The 21,707-nt window shown below is 59.4% G+C and carries 23 protein-coding genes; 15 read left to right on the top strand and 8 right to left on the bottom strand.

Annotation, left to right across the window (positions count from 1 at the left end):
* Positions 1–160: 160 nt before the first annotated feature.
* The 6 genes from rbfA to FZE95_RS13710 all read left to right on the top strand — a co-directional run bounded on the left by rbfA (position 161) and on the right by FZE95_RS13710 (position 4,920).
* Positions 161–547 carry a 30S ribosome-binding factor RbfA gene (gene rbfA / locus FZE95_RS13735; RefSeq protein ID WP_150301438.1) on the top strand — a complete coding sequence of 129 codons (387 nt, stop codon included), beginning with the start codon at positions 161–163 and terminating at the stop codon, positions 545–547.
* A 3-nt stretch (positions 548–550) separates the two neighbouring features.
* Positions 551–1,471: a tRNA pseudouridine(55) synthase TruB gene (truB, locus tag FZE95_RS13730; protein ID WP_150301437.1), complete on the top strand. Its 921-nt coding sequence runs from the start codon at positions 551–553 to the stop codon at positions 1,469–1,471.
* 148 nt (positions 1,472–1,619) lie between these two features.
* Entirely contained in the window at positions 1,620–1,889 is a 270-nt protein-coding gene (rpsO, locus tag FZE95_RS13725) for a 30S ribosomal protein S15 (protein ID WP_150301436.1), read from the top strand.
* Between the two features lie 88 nt (positions 1,890–1,977).
* Positions 1,978–4,086, top strand: coding sequence for a polyribonucleotide nucleotidyltransferase (pnp, locus tag FZE95_RS13720; RefSeq protein ID WP_150301435.1), 2,109 nt, complete (start codon positions 1,978–1,980; stop codon positions 4,084–4,086).
* A 145-nt stretch (positions 4,087–4,231) separates the two neighbouring features.
* Complete coding sequence (locus FZE95_RS13715; RefSeq protein WP_150301434.1) at positions 4,232–4,561, top strand: hypothetical protein; 330 nt, start codon at positions 4,232–4,234, stop codon at positions 4,559–4,561.
* Positions 4,558–4,920, top strand: a complete 363-nt coding sequence (locus FZE95_RS13710; protein WP_150301433.1) for a hypothetical protein — start codon at positions 4,558–4,560, stop codon at positions 4,918–4,920. The genes FZE95_RS13715 and FZE95_RS13710 overlap by 4 nt, the downstream gene beginning before the upstream one ends.
* On the opposite strand, the gene FZE95_RS13705 is transcribed toward FZE95_RS13710, so the two are convergent.
* Together FZE95_RS13705 and FZE95_RS13700 are read right to left on the bottom strand one after the other, a co-directional pair.
* Positions 4,906–5,601 (bottom strand): pseudouridine synthase, encoded by a 696-nt coding sequence (locus tag FZE95_RS13705; RefSeq protein WP_150301432.1) that lies wholly within the window; start codon positions 5,599–5,601, stop codon positions 4,906–4,908. The genes FZE95_RS13710 and FZE95_RS13705 overlap by 15 nt on opposite strands.
* A 44-nt stretch (positions 5,602–5,645) precedes the next feature.
* Positions 5,646–6,236: a hypothetical protein gene (locus tag FZE95_RS13700; protein ID WP_150301431.1), complete on the bottom strand. Its 591-nt coding sequence runs from the start codon at positions 6,234–6,236 to the stop codon at positions 5,646–5,648.
* Positions 6,237–6,408: 172 nt separating this feature from the next.
* On the opposite strand from FZE95_RS13700, the gene FZE95_RS13695 reads away from it, so the two are divergent.
* The 9 genes from FZE95_RS13695 to FZE95_RS13655 all read left to right on the top strand — a co-directional run bounded on the left by FZE95_RS13695 (position 6,409) and on the right by FZE95_RS13655 (position 14,466).
* On the top strand, positions 6,409–6,669 hold the full coding sequence (locus tag FZE95_RS13695; protein ID WP_150301430.1) for a hypothetical protein: 261 nt from the start codon (positions 6,409–6,411) through the stop codon (positions 6,667–6,669).
* Positions 6,670–6,702: 33 nt separating this feature from the next.
* Positions 6,703–7,239, top strand: a complete 537-nt coding sequence (gene thpR, locus FZE95_RS13690; protein ID WP_150301429.1) for an RNA 2',3'-cyclic phosphodiesterase — start codon at positions 6,703–6,705, stop codon at positions 7,237–7,239.
* 153 nt (positions 7,240–7,392) lie between these two features.
* Positions 7,393–7,914, top strand: coding sequence for a DUF421 domain-containing protein (locus FZE95_RS13685; RefSeq protein ID WP_150301428.1), 522 nt, complete (start codon positions 7,393–7,395; stop codon positions 7,912–7,914).
* A 116-nt stretch (positions 7,915–8,030) separates the two neighbouring features.
* Positions 8,031–9,461, top strand: coding sequence for an iron-containing redox enzyme family protein (locus FZE95_RS13680; protein ID WP_150301427.1), 1,431 nt, complete (start codon positions 8,031–8,033; stop codon positions 9,459–9,461).
* A 92-nt stretch (positions 9,462–9,553) separates the two neighbouring features.
* A complete protein-coding gene (locus FZE95_RS13675) occupies positions 9,554–10,468 on the top strand; it encodes a methyltransferase (protein ID WP_223825074.1) in 915 nt (304 codons plus the stop codon).
* A 126-nt stretch (positions 10,469–10,594) separates the two neighbouring features.
* Positions 10,595–13,072, top strand: a complete 2,478-nt coding sequence (locus tag FZE95_RS13670) for an NAD-dependent epimerase/dehydratase family protein (RefSeq protein ID WP_150301425.1) — start codon at positions 10,595–10,597, stop codon at positions 13,070–13,072.
* A gap of 30 nt (positions 13,073–13,102) precedes the next feature.
* Positions 13,103–13,474, top strand: coding sequence for a DUF1622 domain-containing protein (locus tag FZE95_RS13665; RefSeq protein WP_150301424.1), 372 nt, complete (start codon positions 13,103–13,105; stop codon positions 13,472–13,474).
* Between the two features lie 164 nt (positions 13,475–13,638).
* Positions 13,639–14,049: a lysozyme inhibitor LprI family protein gene (locus tag FZE95_RS13660; protein WP_150301423.1), complete on the top strand. Its 411-nt coding sequence runs from the start codon at positions 13,639–13,641 to the stop codon at positions 14,047–14,049.
* A gap of 12 nt (positions 14,050–14,061) precedes the next feature.
* A complete protein-coding gene (locus FZE95_RS13655; RefSeq protein ID WP_150301422.1) occupies positions 14,062–14,466 on the top strand; it encodes a DUF2784 domain-containing protein in 405 nt (134 codons plus the stop codon).
* 62 nt (positions 14,467–14,528) lie between these two features.
* Here the strand turns inward: FZE95_RS13655 and FZE95_RS13650 are convergent, their stop codons facing one another.
* From FZE95_RS13650 to pcnB, 6 genes are all read right to left on the bottom strand, one after another.
* Complete coding sequence (locus FZE95_RS13650) at positions 14,529–15,710, bottom strand: acetyl-CoA C-acetyltransferase (RefSeq protein WP_150301421.1); 1,182 nt, start codon at positions 15,708–15,710, stop codon at positions 14,529–14,531.
* 86 nt (positions 15,711–15,796) lie between these two features.
* Positions 15,797–17,740, bottom strand: coding sequence for an acetate--CoA ligase (acs, locus tag FZE95_RS13645; protein ID WP_150301420.1), 1,944 nt, complete (start codon positions 17,738–17,740; stop codon positions 15,797–15,799).
* A gap of 239 nt (positions 17,741–17,979) precedes the next feature.
* A complete protein-coding gene (gene panC, locus FZE95_RS13640) occupies positions 17,980–18,831 on the bottom strand; it encodes a pantoate--beta-alanine ligase (RefSeq protein WP_150301419.1) in 852 nt (283 codons plus the stop codon).
* Positions 18,832–18,835: 4 nt separating this feature from the next.
* On the bottom strand, positions 18,836–19,630 hold the full coding sequence (panB, locus tag FZE95_RS13635) for a 3-methyl-2-oxobutanoate hydroxymethyltransferase (protein WP_150301418.1): 795 nt from the start codon (positions 19,628–19,630) through the stop codon (positions 18,836–18,838).
* Between the two features lie 159 nt (positions 19,631–19,789).
* Positions 19,790–20,296: a 2-amino-4-hydroxy-6-hydroxymethyldihydropteridine diphosphokinase gene (folK, locus tag FZE95_RS13630; protein WP_150301417.1), complete on the bottom strand. Its 507-nt coding sequence runs from the start codon at positions 20,294–20,296 to the stop codon at positions 19,790–19,792.
* A gap of 3 nt (positions 20,297–20,299) precedes the next feature.
* The gene (gene pcnB, locus FZE95_RS13625; RefSeq protein ID WP_150301416.1) at positions 20,300–21,679 is read right to left on the bottom strand and encodes a polynucleotide adenylyltransferase PcnB; all 1,380 of its coding nucleotides are present in this window, start codon (positions 21,677–21,679) and stop codon (positions 20,300–20,302) included.
* Between the last annotated feature and the right edge of the window lie 28 nt (positions 21,680–21,707).

Below are 21,707 nucleotides of genomic sequence, written 5' to 3'. Positions count from 1 at the left end.
GCCAGGGCCTTTTGGCAGTCCAATGAGACGCCGGGGGCTGGGCTTGCCGTTTGTTGTTTGAGGGTTATGCCGACTCCTGGCGTAACGCAGATTGAGGTAGCCAGGCAGGTTGCTCGTCGCTGACGAGAGAACGACAGCCTGGCAGCCAGAGGTGAATTTTATGGCTAAAGAATACAGTCGTACCCAGCGCGTTGCTGATCAGATGCAGCGTGAACTGGCCCAGCTGATTCATCGGGACGTACGCGACCCGCGCATCGGCATGGTTACTCTTACTGCGGTTGAGGTCAGCCGTGATCTGGCGCACGCCAAGGTCTATCTGACACTGATGGGCGAAGCGACCGAAGAAGACATCGCGCAAAACCTGTCTGCACTCAAAGACGCGGCAGGGTTTCTCAGGGTTCAGCTGGGACGATCAATGAAGTTGCGGAGTGTTCCGCAACTGCACTTCCATTACGACGAGAGCGTTCGTCGCGGTGTGCATCTGTCTTCCTTGATTGAACGTGCGGTAGAGGAAGATCGCCAGCACCCCCGAGATAACGAGGAGTAACGGGTGTCAGCACCGCGTAGCAAACGCCGGGATATCGACGGCGTACTGATATTCGACAAGCCTCTCGGAATGACCTCCAATGCCGCTTTGCAAAAAGTGCGCTGGTTGTTCAATGCGAGCAAGGGTGGGCACACCGGCAGCCTGGATCCGCTGGCCAGCGGCGTGTTGCCGTTGTGTCTGGGCGAGGCGACCAAGTTCTCGCAGTACTTGCTGGATGCCGACAAGGGGTATGTCACCGAAGCGCGCCTGGGTATGACCACCACTACCGGGGACGCTGAAGGCGATGTACTGGAGATGAAGCCGGTTCAGGTGAGCCTGGCCGACGTGGAAGCGGTGTTGCCCCGGTTCACCGGCGATATCGAACAGATACCGCCGATGTATTCTGCGCTCAAGCATGAAGGCCAGCCGCTCTACAAGCTTGCCCGTGCGGGTGAAACAGTGGAGCGCAAAGCGCGATCTGTTACCATACAACGCTTGACTGTGCTGGGCCTGGAAGGCGATCGGTTGCGTCTGGAAGTGCACTGCACCAAAGGCACATACATACGCACCCTGGTTGAAGATATTGGCGCTGCACTGGGTTGCGGCGCGCACGTCTCCGAGCTCAGGCGTATTCAGGCCGGCCCCTTCGATCTGAGTAAGGCGGTCACCCTGGAAACGCTCGAAGCGCTGCATGCCGAAGACGGACACCTCGCGCTGGATCATTTGCTGTTACCCAGTGACAGTGGCTTGGAAGACTGGCCCGAAGTGCAGCTTACCGAGCAGACGGCCTATTATCTTAATCACGGGCAGGCGGTACGGGTGCCCGGCAGTCCGGCATTCGGCAAGGTACGCTTGCGCGACCAGACCGGCAAATTTATCGGCATCGGTGAAATGACCGATGACGCACGTGTCGCTCCCAGGAGACTGATGCGATTCAATGGTTAAAGGCGCGTTGCACCCTTCGGGTGGATGCGTTCTGATGAAGTCGATCCATATGGATCACAACGAGGGTGGCTGTTAACAGGCACGGTCATTCCTCGATTTAAAACACAGGACGAAACGTCCTGGCCTGTTCACTCAGAGGAAAGCTGTCATGGCACTGAGCGTCGAAGAGAAAGCTGCAATCGTAACTGAATATGCCCGTGGCGAAGGTGACACCGGTTCTCCGGAAGTCCAGGTAGCTCTGTTGACCGCAAACATCAACAAGCTGCAGGGTCACTTCAAGGACAACAAGAAGGATCACCATTCCCGTCGCGGTCTGATCCGGATGGTAAACCAGCGTCGTAAGTTGCTGGATTACCTGAAGTCGAAAGACATTCCGCGTTACAGCAGCTTGATCAGCAGTCTGGGTCTGCGTCGCTAAGCGACCATGCCCTTTTGGACGTGGTCGGGTCCGAAACCCGGCCATGCCCAGAGTTTCCCCCAAGGCAAAAACAAAGAGAGAAGACACCGTGAAACCGGTTATCAAGCAATTCAAATTAGGTAATAACACCATTACCCTGGAGACGGGCCGTATCGCCCGCCAGGCAACCGGTGCCGTTCTGGTCAGCATTGATGATGCCGTCAGCGTTCTGTGTACCGTGGTCGGCGCGAAGAAAGCCGACGCAGGCCGCGACTTTTTCCCTCTGTCTGTGCATTACATTGAAAAAACCTACGCCGCCGGCAAGATCCCCGGCGGTTTCTTCAAGCGCGAAGGCCGTCCTACTGAAAAAGAGACGCTGACCTCGCGCCTGATTGATCGGCCGATTCGTCCGCTGTTCGCCGACGGCTTCATGAATGAAGTCCAGGTCGTGTGTACTGTTGTTTCAACTGACAAGACCACCGATCCGGATATCGCTGCCCTGATCGGCACGTCTGCCGCACTGGCTATCTCCGGCATCCCCTTCAACGGCCCCATTGGTGGCGCCCGTGTAGGCTTTGACGAGAACAATGGTTACGTCCTCAACCCAACCTACGAGCAGCTCAAGACGTCGCGTCTGGACATGATCGTAGCGGGTACCGAAGACGCCGTCCTGATGGTTGAATCCGAAGCGCAAGAGCTCACCGAAGACCAGATGCTGGGCGCGGTGCTTTTCGCTCACATGGAATTCCAGCCTGCCGTTCAGGCTATCAAGGAGCTGGCAGCAGAAGCCGGCAAACCACGCTGGGACTGGACCGCTGCGCCGGAAAACACTGCGCTGCTTGACGCTATCAAGGGTCAGTTTGGTGCCGGCATCGCTGAAGGCTATACCGTCACTGACAAGCAGGCGCGTTATACCCGTCTGGGCGAGTTGCGCAACCAGGCTATCGAAGCCCTGTCCGGCGAAGAAGAAGGCAAGCCATCAAGTGCCGAGGTCAAGGATGCGTTTGGCGAGATTGAATACCGCACCGTGCGCCAGAGCATCGTCAACGGCAACCCGCGTATCGATGGCCGTGACACCAAGACTGTTCGTCCGCTGCATATCGAAGTCGGCGTCCTGAACCGCACCCATGGTTCCGCATTGTTCACTCGTGGCGAAACCCAGGCGCTGGTTGTCACCACGCTGGGCACTGCTCGTGATGCGCAGCTGCTGGATACGCTGGAAGGCGAGAAGAAAGACCCCTTCATGTTCCACTACAACTTCCCTCCCTATTCGGTAGGTGAAGCAGGTCGCATGGGTGGCACCGGTCGCCGCGAAATCGGCCACGGCCGTCTGGCGCGTCGTGGTATCCAGGCTGTCATGCCTGACATGGACCAGTTCCCCTATAGCATCCGGATTGTCTCCGAGATCACCGAATCCAACGGCTCCAGCTCCATGGCTTCCGTGTGTGGCGCCTCCCTGGCGCTGATGGATGCCGGTGTTCCGCTCAAGGCGCCGGTCGCGGGTATTGCGATGGGTTTGGTCAAGGAAGGCGAGAAGTTTGCTGTACTGACCGACATCCTCGGCGACGAAGATCACCTCGGCGACATGGATTTCAAGGTAGCGGGTACCGAGAAGGGTGTTACCGCCCTGCAGATGGATATCAAGATCAACGGTATTACCGAAGAGATCATGGAAACCGCTCTGCATCAGGCCCACGAAGCGCGTCTGACGATTCTGCGCCAGATGAACGAAGTGCTGCCTGAGTCGCGCAAGGAGCTGTCCTCCAATGCGCCGACCATGATCAGCATGAAGATCGATTCCGACAAGATTCGTGACGTGATCGGCAAGGGCGGCGCCACCATTCGCAGCATCTGCGAAGAGACCGGTGCTTCCATCGACATCACCGATGACGGCACCGTGAAAATCTTTGCTGCCAGCAAGGATGCCGCTAACGCTGCCAAGGCACGTGTTGATGGCATTACTGCCGAAGCGGAAATCGGCAAGGTATACACCGGCAAGGTTGAGCGTATCGTCGATTTCGGCGCATTCGTCAGCATCCTGCCCGGCAAGGACGGTCTGGTACACATCTCGCAAATCGCCAACCAGCGTATCGAGAAAGTGACCGACGTGCTGCAGGAAGGTCAGGAAGTGAAAGTCCTGGTCCTCGATGTCGACAACCGTGGTCGCATAAAGCTGTCCATGAAGGACGTCGAAGCGGCTGAAACCAGCGGCGTCTGATAACAGCTTTATCCCGTAGCAAAGCAAGAAGCCCCGGACCTCCGGGGCTTCTTGCGTTTGGCGGCTGGTAATCTGTAGCCCGCTTCTTGGGGCGAGCCGCCTCAGGTATGCTGTGAGCATCTTCACTTCATTAGAGGCGCTCCTCATGCCAGCCTGGTTACCGCTGTTGAAAACCACGCTTCCTTATGTCACGCAGATTGTGGCGACTGCTATTCCGGCCTTTACCTCCAAGCCGGACGCCAGCAAGACCGATCCGGTAGTCGCCAGGCAGATCGAGGAGCTGCAGACAGCCGCGACCAAGAACGCGGAATCCATCCATACCCTCGCCGAGAATTTCGAGCGAACGGTGCTGGGGATTGATGATGCGGCGGCAAGGCTACAGCAGGAAGTCGACAAACTGCAGAAACTCGTCATGTTCTCCTCGGGTGTGTCGCTGGTTGCCGTGGTGGTGGCCGTTATTGCACTGATCAGATGAGCTCCAGCACAGAGGATAAGTCACCACGCGATGGCGTCTGGCATGTGCTCAATGTTGGGGATCCGTTGCTGGCAGACGAGCGGCTGGGGCTGGTGCTGAACGCCGTGAGTGCAGCCTGCTTGAAGGAAGAGGTCAGGGACCTGGCGCTCTTTCAACGACTCGAATCAGAAGGTCGACTGCATTGTGAGCTCAAATTGTATTTCAGCCCCGGACTGGATGAGACTGCGCGCTCGTTTGGTGCCAGGCCTTGCGGCGTACCCAGGGTTCATGACCTGTCATACGTCGCCGGATCGAAACAGGCGGCGCAGCGGTTATTGAGTCAGGGGTCGCTGGCCAACGCGTCCTCACCCATCAACTGAGGCGACCTCTGCCTTGGTCAGTGGCCGGCTGGCGGCCAGCTCCAGCGTGTCGTCCAGACGAATCTCGCCCATGCTTTCGCGATGTAGAGCGGTCACATGATTGCCAACGGCGTGAAACATGCGCTTCACCTGGTGGTAGCGCCCTTCATAGATAGTCAGGCGCGCCGAGTAGTCATCCAGTTGTTCAAGCTGGGCAGGGGAGGTGGTGATATGTTCAGGCGTAAAGTAGATACCTTCGACGAAACGGTGCCGGGTTTCCGGTGTGATCGGTCTGGCTGTGGTTACTCGATACGTCTTGGCGATTTTTTTGCCTGGTTCGGTCAGGCGCCGGGACCAGAGGCCGTCATTGGTCAGAATCAGCAGGCCGGAGCTGCTACGGTCAAGGCGACCGCCGATATGCAGTAACGGGCGCAGCGACGCTGGCACAAGCTCCATGACTGTCGGGTGTACGGGGTCGCTGGTCGCGCTGAGATAACCGGCTGGCTTATGTAACATCAGATAATGCGCAGTCTGCTGCTGTAATAAAACCTCGCCCAGAGTGACCGCCATGAACCGGTCAATGTCGGCGCGGGGATCCTGCTCCACTTTACCGTTCACCCGCACCAGCCCGCGCGCAATCATCAGGCGCGAGGCCTGATGACTGTGCGGGGTATGTTTGCTGATGAAGCGGTCGAGTCTCATGGCGGCGCATTATAGCCGCCGGCGGTTCGCCGCAGGAATGCCTGTCAGACCAGGTTGACCACCGAGCGCGGGTCGAATGTGGTCCAGTGGCCGTCGCGTAATTCACCTTCGGCATGCTCGATGTCGACGCCGCCATGCACGCGGAATAACTCCACGGCTCGCTGGGTGCGGCTCTCGGTGTCGCCTGTACGCACCGCGACATAGGTGCCGGCCTGGCGCTCGATGGCTTTGTGCTGTTCGACCTCCTTTTCGTCCAGCTCGCCCCTGGATTCGGCTTCGTCTACACCTGAGTCCTGGTCTGTCTTGCCCATGGCACCTGCCAGTGAGCCGGTATAGGCCCCGATACCGGCACCAATCGCGACGCCCAGAGGGCCGGCAACAGGGGTGGCAGCCAGCCCGGCTGCGGCGCCAACCACGGCGCCGACACCGCCGCCGGCAAGGGCGCCCTTGCCCGACTCGCGTGCACCCGGGGAGGTATTTTCGTCCCCGCCAATGGGGTATATGTCGTGCTGACCGTGCGGATTGACGTAAAACAACGAGATGCCTTCCGGGGAGAATCCTGCATCCCGCAAAGCGGCGACGACTTTCTCTCCGTGGTCCTGATCCTCGAACCTGGCGGCAATGATCGTGCTCATAGTGGTCCTCCAGTAGGGAGACGCATGTATGCAGACAGGTTAGTAACGCTTGGCCCGAGACGCAAACCGAAAGGCGACGCGCCAGTTGAATCTTGTGTTGAAAGGCGGAACTGCAGCTCGGAACACATGCCAGACTTTCATAGGTATATTTCATCTCAACGAGGAGAGCGACATGCCGGTCTACCATCTCAATTGCGCCGATCAGACCAATCACGAGTGTGAGGAGGAGGTCCGGGTAAAGCTCGACATCGTTGGCTTGACCGATGATCAAATCGAGGCAATCGAACAAGGTCGCTCCTTCAACCTCAGCGCCGAGCAGGCTGCAGCCAGCGACCTTACTCTCGACGATGATCAAAAAGCCGAGCTGGCGCGCAGTGGCAGCATCGACTACCGCATCGACATCCTCTCCATCTGCGATGCCTGCGGCGCGTAAAAACGGCTGCGTCAGGATCGGGAGAGCCTCGCCATGTCCCGCTTGTTTCTCGGCTTTGAACTGCCGACGTCGGTCAAGCAGCAGCTGTTGGGCATCCACGAGTCATTGCCGGCTGCGCGCTGGCAGCGTGCTGACCAACTTCACCTGACCATGCGCTTTCTTGGCGAGGTGAGTGATGCTGTCGTTCCGCAGATCATCGACTCGCTGTCCACCCTGGGTGCCGCGCCGGTAACCGTACGGCTGCAAGGAGCCGGATGTTTTGGCGGCCCGCATCGGCCCTTTGCACTGTGGGCGGGCGTGTCGCCCGAACAACCCCTGGCTCAGCTTCGTGAAGAAATCGATAAGCGGTTGGCGCCGCTGGCCTTGCCGCAGGATCGACACGCCGGGTTCAAGCCGCATATCACGCTTGCCCGAATCCGTGGTGGCGATCAGTCAGCAGTCCGATTCGCCCAGAGCAACGCTGGACTGACGTCCGAGTGGTTCATGTTCAACGCCTTGGGCCTGTTTTCCAGCACACAGGCAGCGGAAGGGTCGGTATATTCGGTGTTGCACAGATTCTCTCTGTCCTGACTCAAGCAGGCATCGGAGGAACCCGTCTGTACGGCTCCGGTCCGAATACAGGAGACGCCTCTTCAAGGCGGACGGCGTATCTGTAACGAATTGCCACAGCGCCCGGATTTCGAACACATCTCGGTGCGTCTGCCTGAAAAGTGAGGAGGTCTGATGTTTTTTGAAAGCTGGGGAGGCATGGGTCGGGTCCTGGTTGTCGGCGCACTGGCCTATATCGCGCTGGTGGTTCTGCTACGTATATCCGGCAAACGCACGCTGTCCAAACTCAACGCCTTCGATCTGGTCGTAACCGTGGCGCTGGGCTCAACGCTGGCGACGGTGTTGCTGTCCAAGGACGTGCCGCTACTGGAGGGTATCCTTGCCTTCGGCCTGTTGATTTTTGCTCAGTACATCATTACCGCGTTGTCAGTCCGCTCCGCGGCGGTTCGGCGTTTCGTCAAATCCGAGCCGAGATTGCTGTATCACAACGGACGCATGCTGGACGACGCATTACGCAAGGAAAGGGTGACCGAGAACGAAATTCTGGCCGTCGCGCGTGCCAGCGGCTATGCAGACCTGGCCAAGGTCGGCGCGGTGATTCTGGAAACCGATGGTAGCTTCGATGTCATTGGCCAAGCCGAGGCGCCCGCCAGGCCGACGCTCAAGGATGTACAGGGCCCGGAGAAGATTGGCTAACCGCTCAGCGCAGCGTTGCAGGTGCGATGGAATTTTCATCGCCGGCCAAGCTCTTATATAGACATGACAGCCTCCAGCGGACACTGCTGCAGGCATTGCCTGAGTCAGGAGTGCAGATGTTGACGCCCGATACGCTTCAAAGAATCACCCCGTCGAGCCGTACCGAGACGGTCGGTAGCGACCGCGCAAGGCTGGTTTACCAGGCCTTGCTGGATGAGCCCTTGTCTGCTGACAGCCTGAGCGTGTCGCGGCAGTACCTTGAAGACCAGTTGCAGAAGGCCGCCCGATTGCCCTGTGAGTTGCCCTCGCAGCCCGAAGCGATGGTCGAGTGGATGGAACAACAGGTACTGACCACCGGTGATCGGTACGCGGCCTATCTTGAAAGCCGCAAGGCTGGCCAGCCGAGACGGTATTTCAGCTGTAAATCGCACGCACTGGCATTCTTGCAGGGTGTCGCGCCGACCAAGCTGGTCGACGGTGCCTGGCTTTATGGCGTTCTGGACAAGTGGAACGATAATCGCTTCTACGGTCTGATCCGCACCTATCTGGAAGAGCTCGGCGATGGCGTTCCAGCACAGAATCACGTAGTGCTTTATCAACGTCTACTCGCTGAGCAGGGTTGCGAGACGCTGCCCGAATTCAGTGATGACCATTATCTGCAAGGCGCGTTGCAGCTTGCGCTGGGCTATCACGCCGACGCGTTCCTGCCGGAATTGATCGGCTACAACCTGGGCTATGAACAGTTGCCTTTGCATCTGCTGATCAGCGCCTTTGAATTGAACGAGCTGGATATCGATCCCTATTACTTCACCTTGCACGTGACCATTGATAACGCAGCGACCGGGCATGCGCGCAAGGCTGTACAGGCGGTACTCGATACCATGCCGGCGGTTGGCGACAGACAGGCGTTCCTCAAGCGGGTAGCTGACGGTTACCGCCTGAATGATCTCGGGCTCGGTACCGTGGACGTGATTGAAGCCTTCGATCTGGAATCCGAGCTGATCGATATGTTCGAGCGTAAACGCGCCTTTGGCCAGCAAATGCACTCTGACTTTTGCCGGATCGGCGGACGTACCGTGAATGAATGGCTGTCGCGTCCCGGGGAGATTCCCGGCTTTCTGGCAGCGCTGGAAGAACGTGGCTGGATCAAACGCCACGAGGATCCTGCCCACAGTCGGTTCTGGCAACTGGTCGATGGTCCGGATGCGCAAATGTTCGGGGTATTCAGCTGCTTTGAAAAACAGTTGCTGCGTGACTGGATTGCCGGCGACTGGTTTGGCGACGCCGGTTCGTCTGCAGCCGCAGGAGGCCGGAACAAGGCATTCCGGCCGCGCGCGCGACGGCGTGCCGTGAGCGACGAGCAGCCCTCAGTTCAGGTCCACAAGGACGGGGATGTTGATCAGGAACTGGTCGGACTGCAGCGCTCATTGCGCGATCTGCCGACCGAAGCGCGCATGCGGCGTCTGATAGAGCTGATGGCACCGGCGTCGCACCATACCGCAGCGGGGCTGCTGGCCACTCGGCTTTTCACCGTCGCCCTGGGCTGACCATCAAGGATTCATCAATGACTTTGCAACTGTCACCTGCCACACCGGTTGATCACGCCCCGCCTGCTGAGACGCCGGATACAACGCAAGGCATGCTGGCGCTCGGACGTTATCTGCAATCAGTGGATTACCGGTTCGTCGCCGTGACGCCCGACACCCATCAACATTATCTGCGACGGATGACAGACCGCCCGGTCCGTGATCTGAGAGATGTTTTTGGCTGGAGTAGACCGTTCAGGCAGGATCAGGTCAGTACAGACGAGTTTGAATTGATGCAGCAGGCCGGCGTATTGGGCCACAAAGGGGAGGTGTGGCGAAGCAGGATACGCTGGTCCAGTCTGGGCAATTGGCTTTGCGCGCATTCGGCCTACCCAACCGACTCGGCGGATGCGGTATTTTTCGGCCCGGACACCTACCGTTTCGCCCGGCTTATCCAGTCGTACCTGGCGGACAACGCCGGCTCGGTACGCCGCGCGGTGGATATTGGCTGTGGCTCGGGCGCGGGAGCGATGCTGGTTGCCGGGGCGTGCCCGGATGCGGATGTGCTGGCGGTCGATATCAACCCCCAGGCCTTGCGTATGGCAGCCATCAACACTGAACTGGCGGGGCTGAGCAACATCCGCACAGCGCAGAGCAATCTGCTGAATGATGTCGAGGGTGACTTCGATCTGATTGTCGCCAACCCGCCGTACATGATGGATTCGCAGGAGCGAGCCTACCGGCACGGCGGCGGTACGCTGGGCGCGGGCCTGTCTGAACGTATCGTCAGCGCAGCGCTGGAGCGCCTGGCCCCCGGCGGAAGCCTGGTGCTGTATACCGGCGTTGCGATAGTGGCGGGGCGCGACGTTTTTCGTGAGGGTCTGCACCAGCGGCTGACGACGCAGCCATGCAGCTGGCGCTACCAGGAGATTGATCCCGATGTGTTCGGCGAAGAGCTGCTCAAGCCGGCGTATGCGGAGGTCGAGCGTATTGCGGCGGTAGGGCTGGTGCTTACCCGGGATCGATAAGCTGCGATCAGTCAACAGGGTGCAACTTTATTCTGGCGTGCGAGTCACGAGGATAGGGTTGTCTGTCCTGCGGCGTAACCGTCGGAGCGCAGGCTGAAATTTCTTCTCTGGAAGGATTTCGACAGCATGACGGAGATCCAGGCACCTGGGCGCAAGCCCCTTGTCGTCATCACCGGTGGTTCCGGCAACATTGGTACCGCGCTGGTCCGGGCGCTGAAGCGCCGCTATCGTATCGTCTCGCTGGATCGCCGTGTTTCCGAAACGGCAGACTTCAGTTATGAATTCGACCTCACCTCCATCGACTCGGTAAAGCAGGCGCTGCGCAACATGGCGGCAGAGCAGGGGAGCGACATTGCCGCGGTGGTCCACCTGGCGGCCTATTTCGATTTTACCGGGGATGACTCGCCGCTGTACCGCAAAGTGAATGTTGAGGGCACTCGCAACCTGCTGGCTGCGCTGCGGGATTATCGGGTCGAGCGGTTCGTCTATTCCAGCACTATGCTGGTCTACGCGCCGGGCGCACCGGGGGAAAAGATCAGCGAGCAATCTCCCGATGGGCCTGGCTGGGCGTATCCGCAGTCGAAGGCGGAGACTGAAGCAGTGATTCGCGAGCAGGCCGGTGATATGCCGTATACCTTGCTGCGCCTGGCCGGGTTATACAACGAGACGAATTGTGTGCCGACCCTGGCGCACCAGATCGCGCGCATTTACGAAGAAACCTTCCAGAGCCATCTGTACTCCGGTGATCCTCAGGCCGGTCAGGCCTTCGTTCACCAGGAGGATATGATTGATGCTTTCCGCCGCACTATTGATCGGCGCAACGAGTTGCCGCCGGAGAACGTGATACTGATCGGCGAAGAACGCAGTGATAGCTACGAAACCTTGCAGAGTCGCCTGGGCGAGCTGATTCACGGCGCAGAAAAATGGCAGACGCTGACCTTGCCCAAGCCTGTGGCCAAGATAGGGGCGTGGGCACAGGAACAGGCCGAACCGCTGGTGCCGGATGATTTCGACAAGGGCGAGAAACCCTTCATCCGGCCCTTCATGATCGACATGTCATCAGACCATTACCAGCTGGATACCCGACTTGCCCGACAGCTGCTGGGCTGGGAACCCAGGCACAATCTCTACGACGGCCTTGAGGATCTGGTGGGCGGCCTGAGGAAAGACCCTTTAGGCTGGTATCAATCCAACGGGCTCACACCACCGGACTGGCTGGTGGAGGCGGCTGAAAAAGGCCGCGATCCAGATCAGGTGCTGAGAGGCTACCAGGATCAGCAGCAGCGTCAGCACTATCAGTTCCTCTGGACGCACTTCGTCAATATGGGGTTCGGGGCATGGCTGATCAGTTCGCCTGCAACCCTGGGTTACTTCGGTAGCGCGCTGGGCTACAGCGATATTGGCGTTGGGCTGGTGTTGCTGGTATTCGGCGGGATGTCGCTGTCGCTGCGGCGCAGCTGGGCGCGATTTGTCTGCGCCGGTACGGGGGTATGGTTGCTGCTGGCACCGCTGCTGTTCTGGACTGACAGCGCAGCGGCTTATCTCAACAGTAGTCTGGTGGGCATTCTGGTAATCGCTCTGGCCGCCAGTGCGCGTCCCATGCCAGGGGTGTCCCCGGTTGCCGCCATCAGCGGGCCGACCACTCCGCCCGGTTGGGATAACAATCCCTCAAGCTGGTTCCAGCGCCTGCCGGTTATTGGGCTGGCGCTGTTTGGCTTGCTCATGTCCCGCTACCTGGCGGCCTATCAACTCGGGCATATCGACACGGTCTGGGAGCCTATTTTTACTGGCACCGGAACTCAGCTGAACGGTACGGAGGAAATCATTACCTCGGAGGTTTCCGAAGCCTGGCCGGTGCCCGATGCCGGGCTGGGCGGTATCGTTTATGCGCTGGAGATTCTCCTTGGGCTGGTGGGGTCGACGCAACGCTGGCGCACCATGCCCTGGGTTGTCGCCAGCTTCGGCCTGTTGATCGTGCCGCTGGGTGTGGTGTCGATTACCTTCGTCATTATCCAGCCGATCATGATTGGCACCTGGTGCACGCTGTGTCTGGCAGGTGCCGCGGCCATGCTGCTGCAGATCGCCTATGCCTTCAACGAGTTGGTGGCGACAGGGCAGTTCCTCCGGCGTCGCCAGCAGGCTGGTGCCCCGCTGCTGAAGATTTTCTTCACCGGGGATACGGACGATGGCCCGGACGAACCGCTGGTAGACAACTTTGCTCGCCGCCCCGGCGCTGTTCTGAAAGAGATTGCCGGCACCGGTGTCAGCCTGCCGTGGAACCTGGCGCTGTGTCTGGTGATCGGCCTGATGTTGATGCTGACTCGCATTACCTTGGGCAATGCCGGGGGGCTGGCTGATTGGGACCACGTGCTCGGCGCGCTGATCATCACTGTAGCGGGGATCGCCATAGCCGAGTCGGCGCGCCCAGTGCGCTATCTGCTGATACCGCTGGGTGCCGGGCTATTCATTACCCCTTTCTTGTATGACGCGCCGCTGCCTTCGCTGCTGGCGAGTGTTGCCTGTGGCGCCGCGGTTATTCTGCTGAGTTGGCGCCGGGGCCCGGTGTTTTGTCGCTATGGCAGCTGGAACCGACTGTTGGTCTAGCGTCCCGTCCTTTTACTGGAGAACCGTTCAATGGAAGTGCTCAGACCCGTCGCTGACTTCACTGCGATTGCTGTAGGGGGGATCGGGATTGCGATCATCGCAGGCGCCGCCTTTTATTCGGTGATCATAGCCATGGTGCATATGGTCTATCACCGACATGAAACCGAGACCATTTTCCGCGAGGTACGGCAGCGGCTCGGTCGGGGGATATTGCTGGGGCTCGAGTTTCTGATCGCTGCGGACATCATGTTGACTGTCGCAGTGGACCTGTCATTCGAGAATGTCGGGGTCTTGATTGTCATCGTGCTGGTGCGCGCGTTCCTGAGTTTCACGCTCGAAGTCGAATTGACCGGCAAGTGGCCCTGGCAGATGAACCCCAAGGAAGAGACGGAATCGTCCTGATCGGTGTGAAACTGTGCTGGCTTAGACAAGCAACCCGCCAGTCCGCGTTGCTCCTGCGGACCGGGTACGGTGTAATACCCGCCTGAGTGTCTGTTGTCCTCGTTCTGTTGCCGGCACCCGGTGGCAGGAGGGTGCCAGACCATAATAAATTCTGAGGAGCCTCGATGAACAAACAATGGCTGGCAGGTTTTTTCCTGCTCCTGCCGGGTTTCGCCCTGGCGGAGGAACTTTGCGAGGATGCCGAAGACACCGCCGCCTTGAACAAGTGTATCCATGCGGAGGTCGAAAAGGCCGAGGGCGAACTCAACCGCTATCTGGAGGCGAGCCGTACCCTACATGCCAAGCGGGCCGATGCGGTGGTCACCATGGAAGCTGCCCAGGGGGCCTGGGTACGGTATCGCGACAGCCACTGCCTGGCGGTCTATGATCTCTGGCATGAGGGCACGGTGCGCGGAGCAATGCTCGGGACCTGCCTGCTCGACCACACCCGGCGCCGTACGCATGACATCTGGGAAGTCTATCTCGCCAGTTCGGATGACGAGCCGGTATTGCCGGAACCCTCACTGGACATGTAGCCGGGAGGCGCGATGGATGGCTGGAACCTGTATCAGACCCTGGCCGACATGGTGCTGATCACGCATGTCATGCTGGTCGCCTTCGTCGTCCTGGGTCTGGTGGTTATTATTCTCGGTAACCTGCGCCACTGGGCCTGGGTCAACAATCTGTGGTTTCGGTTGGCCCATGTAAGCACTATCGGGGTGGTGGTTGCTGAGGCCTGGCTGGGCGTCGTCTGCCCGCTGACCCTCCTTGAATCCTGGTTGCGCCAACAAGCAGGCACTGGGGGTTATCAAGGCGGATTTATCGAGCACTGGCTGCAGAGCGTTCTGTATTACAACGCGCCGGAGTGGATGTTCGTGACCCTGTACACGCTGTTCGGGCTGCTGGTGGTGGCAACGTTCTGGTGGTTTCCCCCGCGCTTCAAGCGGCACTGACGCGGAGGGCAAGGTGGATGCGCCAGCATTGCGCTGGCGCACCATCTTCACGTCATTGTATTTCAGTCCCGCTCAAGGGCCAGTGCTACGCCCTGACCGCCACCGATACAGAGTGTCGCGAGGCCTTTCTTGGCGTCCCGGGTCAGCATTTCGTGTAACAGCGTTACCAGTACCCGGCACCCGGATGCCCCGATAGGGTGGCCCAGCGCGATAGCGCCGCCGTTGACGTTTACCTTGTCCATGTCCCATTGCAGTTCACGGCTGACCGCCAGCGCCTGGGCTGCGAAGGCTTCGTTGGCTTCGATCAGATCAAGGTCCTCAATCGTCCAGCCGGCCTTGCTCAGACAGCGCTGGGTAGCCGAGACCGGCGCGATACCCATGATCGCTGGGTCAACGCCAGCATTGGCATACGCCGCTATCCTCGCCAGCACCGGAAGCCCCAGCGCTTCGGCCTTAGCAGCGCTCATCATCAGTACAGCGGCAGCACCGTCGTTGAGACCGGACGCATTGCCGGCGGTAACCGAGCCGTCGGGCTTGAAGGCAGGGCGTAGTGAGCCAAGTGATTCAGCGGTGGTGCCGGGGCGCGGTTGCTCGTCCTTGATGATCTGCAGGGGCTCGCCCTTGCGCTGCGGTACGCTGACAGGCGTAATTTCCCTGTCGAAACGACCGGACTGTTGAGCGGCGACCGCTTTTTGCTGGGAGGCCGCAGCGAAAGCGTCCTGATCCTCTCTGCTGATCTGATATTTATCGACCAGATTCTCGGCGGTAATGCCCATGTGATAGTTGTTGAAGGCATCCCACAGACCGTCGTTGATCATGGTATCAATCAGCTTGCCGTGACCCATGCGTTGGCCGGTGCGGGAATTGGGCAGTATGTGGGGTGACAGGCTCATGGATTCCTGGCCGCCGGCAATAATCACCTCGGCGTCACCGCAGCGAATGGCCTGCGCGCCCAGATGCAGCGCCTTGAGCCCGGATCCGCATACCTTGTTCAGATTCATTGCCGGTACGGCGTGGGGCAGGCCGGCAAGGATGGCTGCCTGCCTGGAAGGGTTCTGGCCGCAGCCGGCTGTCAGCACCTGACCGAGGATCACTTCGTCCACGCTTGCCGGGTCAATTCCGGATTGCTCCAGTAGCGCCCGGATGACGGTAGCGCCCAGTTCGTGAGCCGGAACATTGGCAAATTGGCCACCGAAGCTACCTATGGCGGTACGGGTGGCGGCAACAATTACGACGTCTTGCATGAACGACTCCTCTGGTCCCGTTCTGAAAGGGACCAGAGTAGCGTTCGCAGTCATTCAGGGCAACTGCTGGTCATCGCTGAGAGGTCTCAAGATGGCTTGTTTTGCCGGTTCTGAATCAGTTCTTCGACGACTGACGGATCGGCGAGCGTTGAGGTGTCACCCAGGGTGTCGAGCTCGTCGCACGCGATTTTGCGCAGAACGCGGCGCATGATCTTGCCGGAGCGGGTTTTCGGAAGTCCGGGTGCCCACTGTACGAAATCCGGTTTGGCGAATGCGCCCACCTGTTCGGCGACAAATGCGCGTACTTCCTGAACCAGCTCATCACTGGGCGTCACCCCGTGCATCGGCGTGATGTAGGCGTAAATGCACTGGCCCTTGATGTCATGCGGGCAACCGATCACAGCGGCTTCGGCGACGGCATCATGCAGCACCAGAGCACTTTCGACTTCGGCGGTGCCGATTCGATGTCCGGATACGTTGAGTACGTCGTCGACCCGGCCGGTAATCCAGTAGTAGCCGTCTTCGTCACGGCGGGCACCATCGCCGGTGAAATATACGCCTTTGTAGGTGCTGAAGTAGGTATCCACCAGGCGCTGGTGGTCGCCATATACGGTGCGGATCTGACTCGGCCAGGAGCGCTTGATAACCAGATTGCCGCTCGCCGGACCGGTCAACTCGTTACCTTCAGGATCCATCAGTGCAGGTTCGACGCCAAAGAACGGGCGGGTCGCCGAGCCTGGCTTGAGGTCGGTAGCGCCAGGCAGCGGGGCAATCATGATGGCACCGGTTTCTGTCTGCCACCAGGTATCCACAATTGGGCAACGCATATCGCCGACCACGTGGTAATACCATTCCCAGGCTTCCGGATTGATCGGCTCGCCCACACTCCCGAGCAGGCGCAGGCTGGCGCGGGACGTCTTGGTGACATATTCATCGCCCTTGGACATCAATGCGCGGATAGCGGTAGGCGCGGTATAGAAGATATTGACCTGGTGCTTGTCGATGATTTCCCAGCAGCGGGACGCATCAGGATAGGTCGGCACGCCTTCGTACATCAGCGTGGTGGCGCCATTGCACAGCGGTCCATAGACAATATAGGAATGCCCGGTGACCCAGCCGACGTCGGCCGTGCACCAGTAAACTTCGCCCTGGTGGTAGTCGAATACATAGTGGTGAGTCATGGCAGAGCCGAGCAGGTAACCGCCAGTGGTGTGCAACACGCCCTTGGGCTGCCCGGTGGAGCCTGAAGTATAGAGAATGAATAGCGGGTCTTCACTGTCCATCGGCTCCGGCGCGCACTCGGCGCTGACGCCGGCACACGCCTCGTGATACCAGACGTCGCGCGACTCGTTCCATTCAATATCGCCGCCGGTGCGCTGCACGGTAATGACGGTGTGCACGTTGGGACATTCCGACAGGGCCTTGTCGACGTTCTGCTTCAGGGGCACCCGTTTGGCTGCACGCACACTTTCGTCCGCGGTGATCACCGCACGACAATCGGCATTGAGGATGCGGTCGCGCACCGCGTCAGGGGAAAAACCACCGAACACCACCGAATGCACGGCGCCAATACGGGCGCAAGCCAGCATGGCAAAGGCAGCTTCCGGAATCATCGGCATGTACAGGCACACCCGGTCGCCCTTTTTCACGCCACGCGCCTTGAGCACATTGCTCAGTCGGCAGACCTGCTCGTGCAGCTCGCGATAGGTGATGTTTTTCGAGTCGGCAGGGTCATCGCCTTCCCAAATAATGGCGACCTGGTCAGCGCGGGTGGCCAGGTGTCGATCTATGCAGTTACTGCTGACGTTGAGCTTGCCACCAATGAACCAGGCCGCTTCGCCTTTGCTCATGTCGCTTTCATGTATCTTGGACCAGGGCTGGTCCCAATCGAGAAAGCGCTTGGCCTGCTCGGCCCAAAATTCTTCAGGCTGCTCGATGGACTGCTTGTAGAGCCGGTTATAGGTGGCTTCGTCAGCATGGCTGTTAACGCGGGCAGCATCGGATATCTTGTGATTCTCGATCTTGTACATGGACAGTCCTCTATTGTTATTGGCGGCGCGTTCTGTCAGGCCTTCAACAGCCTGTCGCGTAACAGAACCCTATGGCTCAAGACTTGCCGATAAAAGCGGCTGCTTCAACCCTTCTTTGGTCTGATATGACCTCGACAAAAGAGATGCGAGCGCAGGCCGTCGAGGAGCGGAGTTGGAGCCTGCTTGAGTGTAGTTCAGCAGAGGTGTAGCTGCCGATGCGCACCGGCAGCTGGGGGAGCTCAGTTCAATTCGAAACCGAGATTATCAATCAGCCGGGTTGTACCGAGGAATGCCGCTGCCAGCACGATCAGCTGTTTGCTGTCGGCGCCCACCGGGTTCAGCGTTACCGAGTCGCGCAGCTCCAGATAGTCGGGCCGCATGCCTGCGTCGATAAGGTGTTGGCGCGCGCCGTCAAGCACCGCCGGATAGTCACGGCGTCCGCCCTGAATCTGTTCGGCGATCTGTACCAATACCTGATACAGCCTGGGAGCAATTTGCCTTTGGTCGGCGGTGAGAAAGCCATTGCGTGAGGAGAGCGCCAGACCGTCGGCGTCGCGGACGATGGCTTCACCCATGATTTGCACCGGCATGCACAGATCCTGGGCCATCTTGCGGATGACAGCGAGCTGCTGATAGTCCTTCTTGCCGAACACGGCCAGGTCCGGCTGGGTCATGTTGAGCAACTTGCTGACCACGGTGGCGACGCCCTCGAAGTGTCCGGGACGGCTGGCCCCACACAGGCCTTCGGATACCAGCGGGACGCTGATGCGGGTGTGCCCGTCCATGCCGTCCGGGTACATCTCCTTGGGCGTGGGAGCGAACACCAGGTTGGCCCCGACATCAAGCAGCTTGCTCTGGTCCGCCGCCAGGGTGCGCGGGTAGCTGTCGAGGTCTTCACTGGGGCCGAACTGCAGCGGGTTAACGAAGATGCTGACCACCACGTAATCGGTACTTTGCAACGCTTTCTGCACCAGCGCGAGATGACCATCGTGCAAGTTACCCATGGTGGGCACCAGGCCGATCCGCTTGCCTTCCTGGCGCGCCCGGGCAACCGCAGCACGTAGCTGGGTAATGGTATGTACGGTGTTCATCTGTTCAGAACTCGTGTTCGGCCGCGGGAAACTCGACAGCCTTGACCGCTTCGACATAGGCGCGAACGGCTGACTGGATATCCGGCTGCCCGGTCATGAAATTCTTCACAAAGCGCGGCATACGCCCGCTGAGTGACAGTCCAAGCATATCGTGAACCACCAGCACCTGGCCGTCGGTCTCGCTGCCTGCGCCGATGCCGATGACCGGAATACCCACTGACCGCGTGATTTCGGCCGCCAGGCTGCTGGGGACGCATTCGAGCACCAGCATGCTGGCGCCCGCCGCTTCGAGCGCTTTGCAATCGGCCAGCAGTGCCTTGGCTTGCGCCTCTTCGCGGCCCTGCACCTTATAGCCACCCAGCACGTTGACCGTCTGCGGTGTCAGGCCCAGATGAACGCAGACGGGGATGCCGTTGCGTACCAAAGTAGTCACCGACTCGGCGAGCCAGCTGCCACCTTCGATCTTGACCATATGTGCGCCTGCCTGCATCAGCCGGGCACTGTTGGCCAACGCCTGTTCCAGCGTGGCGTAGGTCATGAAAGACAGGTCAGCCATGATCAGCGCGCCCTGGTTGCCGCGTTTGACGCACTGGGTGTGGTAGGCCATGTCGTCGATGGTCACCGGCAGGGTGCTGTCGTGCCCCTGCAGGACCATTCCCAATGAATCGCCAATCAGTATGACCTCTACGCCGGCCTGGCATTCCATATGAGCGAAAGTCGCATCATATGCAGTCAGACAGACAATCTTTTCGCCATTCCGCTTGAGCTTGTTGAGCGTCGTCAGAGTTACGTCAGGCATGGTTGGTCCCAGTGATTAGGATTGGTGGGCGATTATATCCGCAGTTACTGTCCATGTTGTTTTTCCCGACAACCCTGTGTTCTTCACGGGTGGGATCCTTGTCTTGAGTCTGTTCCCGGCCAATTATAGCCGTGACGCTGCAGCAACAGTCCTGGTTCATCAGCAATAGGTCTGGGCACTGTCAGCGATGGGCTCGATACCCTCCGCCGGGCAGGCCAGAAGCAAGTCACTCAATGGTGTGCCATCGGGCATCACCAATTGTGCATTCAGCTCGGCAAGAGGGTAGAGCACGAAGGGTCTGGCATGCATATGGTAATGCGGAACCTGCAGGCGTGGCGTATCAATGACCCGGTTGCCGAACAGCAATATATCAAGGTCAAGCGTTCTCGGTCCCCAGCGTTCGGCTTTGCGTACTCGTCCCTGCTGCTGCTCGATGGCTTGTAGCGCGTCAAGCAGAGCCTCTGGTTGCAGCCGGGTATCGATCATCGCCACGGCGTTGATGTAGGACGGTTGATCCTGTGGTCCCAGAGGAGCGCTTGAATACAACGATGACCGCGCGCGCAGCATGACCTGAGGTAAGCGGCTGATCGCCTCGCAGGCGCGTTCGATCTGCGCAGCAGGATCGGCCTGGTTGCTGCCAAGCCCAACGAAACACCGTTCAGACATTGATCAATCAGCCTGGGCGCGGGGTTTGCGTTTACGGCGACCGCGCGGACGCTTCGGCCCTGAGGTCTTTTCACCGAGGCCACGAATCATGCTGCGTCGCTGGTCTTCGGTTGCGCTCTGATAGCGCGTCCACCACTCGCCGAGACCGTCGGTCTCCTCGCCAGCGGCTTCTCTCAATAACAGGAAATCGTAGGCTGCACGAAAGCGAGGATGCTCCAGCATCTGATCAGCGCGGCGCCCGTTACGGCGCTCCAGGCGTGGCTGCAGGTCCCATATTTCGCGCATGGGAACGCTGAAGCGTTTGGGTATCGCGGTGTGCCGGCATTGCTCGAACAATAGCTCGTGGGCCGCTTGCTGATGGGCTGGGATGCTGGGTATGCCGCGTTCTTCCAGTTCCCTGATGCGGTTGGGTAGCGCAGGCCAGAGCAGGGCGGCAAACAGGAAAGCAGGTGTTACCGGACGGCCTTCACGGATGCGCTCGTCGGTGTTGCGCAACGCATGGCGAATCAGTTTCAGGGTGTATTCGGGATTGTCTTCGATCGCCTCGTCGGTGTCCGGAAACAGCGGGGCGAACAGGTCGTGATGGTGCAGCAGCTCGAAGGTCTGCTCGCCCTGTCCGCTCATCAACAGCTTGAGACTCTCATCGAACAGGCGCGCCGCGGGAATGTCGTGCAACAGTTCGGACATTTCGACCAGAGGGGCGGCGCTGTGAGGCTCGATTTCAAAGTTCAGCTTGGCAGCAAAACGTACCGCCCGCAGCATGCGTACCGGATCTTCGTGGTAGCGCTGAACCGGATCGCCGATCAGGCGGATCTCACCGTTGCGGATGTCGCGCAGGCCATTGGCGAAATCATGGATATTGCCGGTGCGCACATCGTAGTACAGCGAGTTGATGGTGAAATCGCGACGTTGTGCATCCTGTTCAAGCGTGCCGTAAACATTGTCGCGCAGCAGTCGTCCGGTTTCACTCTGGCGCGAATGCTCGTCGCTCTGTACTTCGCCGTCGATGGATTCTTCTCCATGATTGGAGCGGAAGGTGGCGACTTCGATGATCTCACGACCAAAATGCACATGGGCCAGCTTGAATCGACGGCCAATCAGACGTGAATTGCGAAAGGTGGCGCGCACCTGCTCCGGGGTGGCGCTGGTCGCCACATCGAAATCCTTGGGCTCCATGCCTATCAGCAGGTCGCGTACGCAACCGCCCACCGCAAATGCCTCGTAGCCTGCCTGCTGCAAGCGATCCACCACTGTCACGGCATTCCTGTTCATCCGCTCCCGACTCAGATTGTGCTGGCTGGCAGGGATAATGGCAGGCGTTGTGCGTCGTCGAGCGGGACGGCCGAAGGGGTAGGGGATCTTTTGCAACAGCTTTCGAATCATAGGGGCAGGTATTCCACCGGCATATTTC

It is taken from the genome of Pseudomonas profundi (assembly GCF_008638305.1).
In the GTDB taxonomy this organism is placed as follows: Bacteria; Pseudomonadota; Gammaproteobacteria; order Pseudomonadales; family Pseudomonadaceae; genus Halopseudomonas; species Halopseudomonas profundi.
The sequence above is the reverse complement of the archived record's forward strand: the minus strand, read 5'-3'. Positions and strand labels throughout refer to the sequence as shown.

What these genes read in the sequence shown, in the direction of transcription:
- rbfA (WP_150301438.1), top strand. Translation starts at nt 161, where the DNA reads ATGGCTAAAGAATACAGTCGTACCCAGCGCGTTGCTGATCAGATGCAG.
- rpsO (WP_150301436.1), top strand. Translation starts at nt 1,620, where the DNA reads ATGGCACTGAGCGTCGAAGAGAAAGCTGCAATCGTAACTGAATATGCC.
- FZE95_RS13715 (WP_150301434.1), top strand. Translation starts at nt 4,232, where the DNA reads ATGCCAGCCTGGTTACCGCTGTTGAAAACCACGCTTCCTTATGTCACG.
- FZE95_RS13710 (WP_150301433.1), top strand. Translation starts at nt 4,558, where the DNA reads ATGAGCTCCAGCACAGAGGATAAGTCACCACGCGATGGCGTCTGGCAT.
- FZE95_RS13705 (WP_150301432.1), bottom strand. Translation starts at nt 5,601, where the DNA reads ATGAGACTCGACCGCTTCATCAGCAAACATACCCCGCACAGTCATCAG.
- FZE95_RS13700 (WP_150301431.1), bottom strand. Translation starts at nt 6,236, where the DNA reads ATGAGCACGATCATTGCCGCCAGGTTCGAGGATCAGGACCACGGAGAG.
- FZE95_RS13695 (WP_150301430.1), top strand. Translation starts at nt 6,409, where the DNA reads ATGCCGGTCTACCATCTCAATTGCGCCGATCAGACCAATCACGAGTGT.
- thpR (WP_150301429.1), top strand. Translation starts at nt 6,703, where the DNA reads ATGTCCCGCTTGTTTCTCGGCTTTGAACTGCCGACGTCGGTCAAGCAG.
- FZE95_RS13685 (WP_150301428.1), top strand. Translation starts at nt 7,393, where the DNA reads ATGTTTTTTGAAAGCTGGGGAGGCATGGGTCGGGTCCTGGTTGTCGGC.
- FZE95_RS13680 (WP_150301427.1), top strand. Translation starts at nt 8,031, where the DNA reads ATGTTGACGCCCGATACGCTTCAAAGAATCACCCCGTCGAGCCGTACC.
- FZE95_RS13675 (WP_223825074.1), top strand. Translation starts at nt 9,554, where the DNA reads ATGCTGGCGCTCGGACGTTATCTGCAATCAGTGGATTACCGGTTCGTC.
- FZE95_RS13670 (WP_150301425.1), top strand. Translation starts at nt 10,595, where the DNA reads ATGACGGAGATCCAGGCACCTGGGCGCAAGCCCCTTGTCGTCATCACC.
- FZE95_RS13665 (WP_150301424.1), top strand. Translation starts at nt 13,103, where the DNA reads ATGGAAGTGCTCAGACCCGTCGCTGACTTCACTGCGATTGCTGTAGGG.
- FZE95_RS13660 (WP_150301423.1), top strand. Translation starts at nt 13,639, where the DNA reads ATGAACAAACAATGGCTGGCAGGTTTTTTCCTGCTCCTGCCGGGTTTC.
- FZE95_RS13655 (WP_150301422.1), top strand. Translation starts at nt 14,062, where the DNA reads ATGGATGGCTGGAACCTGTATCAGACCCTGGCCGACATGGTGCTGATC.
- FZE95_RS13650 (WP_150301421.1), bottom strand. Translation starts at nt 15,710, where the DNA reads ATGCAAGACGTCGTAATTGTTGCCGCCACCCGTACCGCCATAGGTAGC.
- acs (WP_150301420.1), bottom strand. Translation starts at nt 17,740, where the DNA reads ATGTACAAGATCGAGAATCACAAGATATCCGATGCTGCCCGCGTTAAC.
- panC (WP_150301419.1), bottom strand. Translation starts at nt 18,831, where the DNA reads ATGAACACCGTACATACCATTACCCAGCTACGTGCTGCGGTTGCCCGG.
- panB (WP_150301418.1), bottom strand. Translation starts at nt 19,630, where the DNA reads ATGCCTGACGTAACTCTGACGACGCTCAACAAGCTCAAGCGGAATGGC.
- folK (WP_150301417.1), bottom strand. Translation starts at nt 20,296, where the DNA reads ATGTCTGAACGGTGTTTCGTTGGGCTTGGCAGCAACCAGGCCGATCCT.
- pcnB (WP_150301416.1), bottom strand. Translation starts at nt 21,679, where the DNA reads ATGATTCGAAAGCTGTTGCAAAAGATCCCCTACCCCTTCGGCCGTCCC.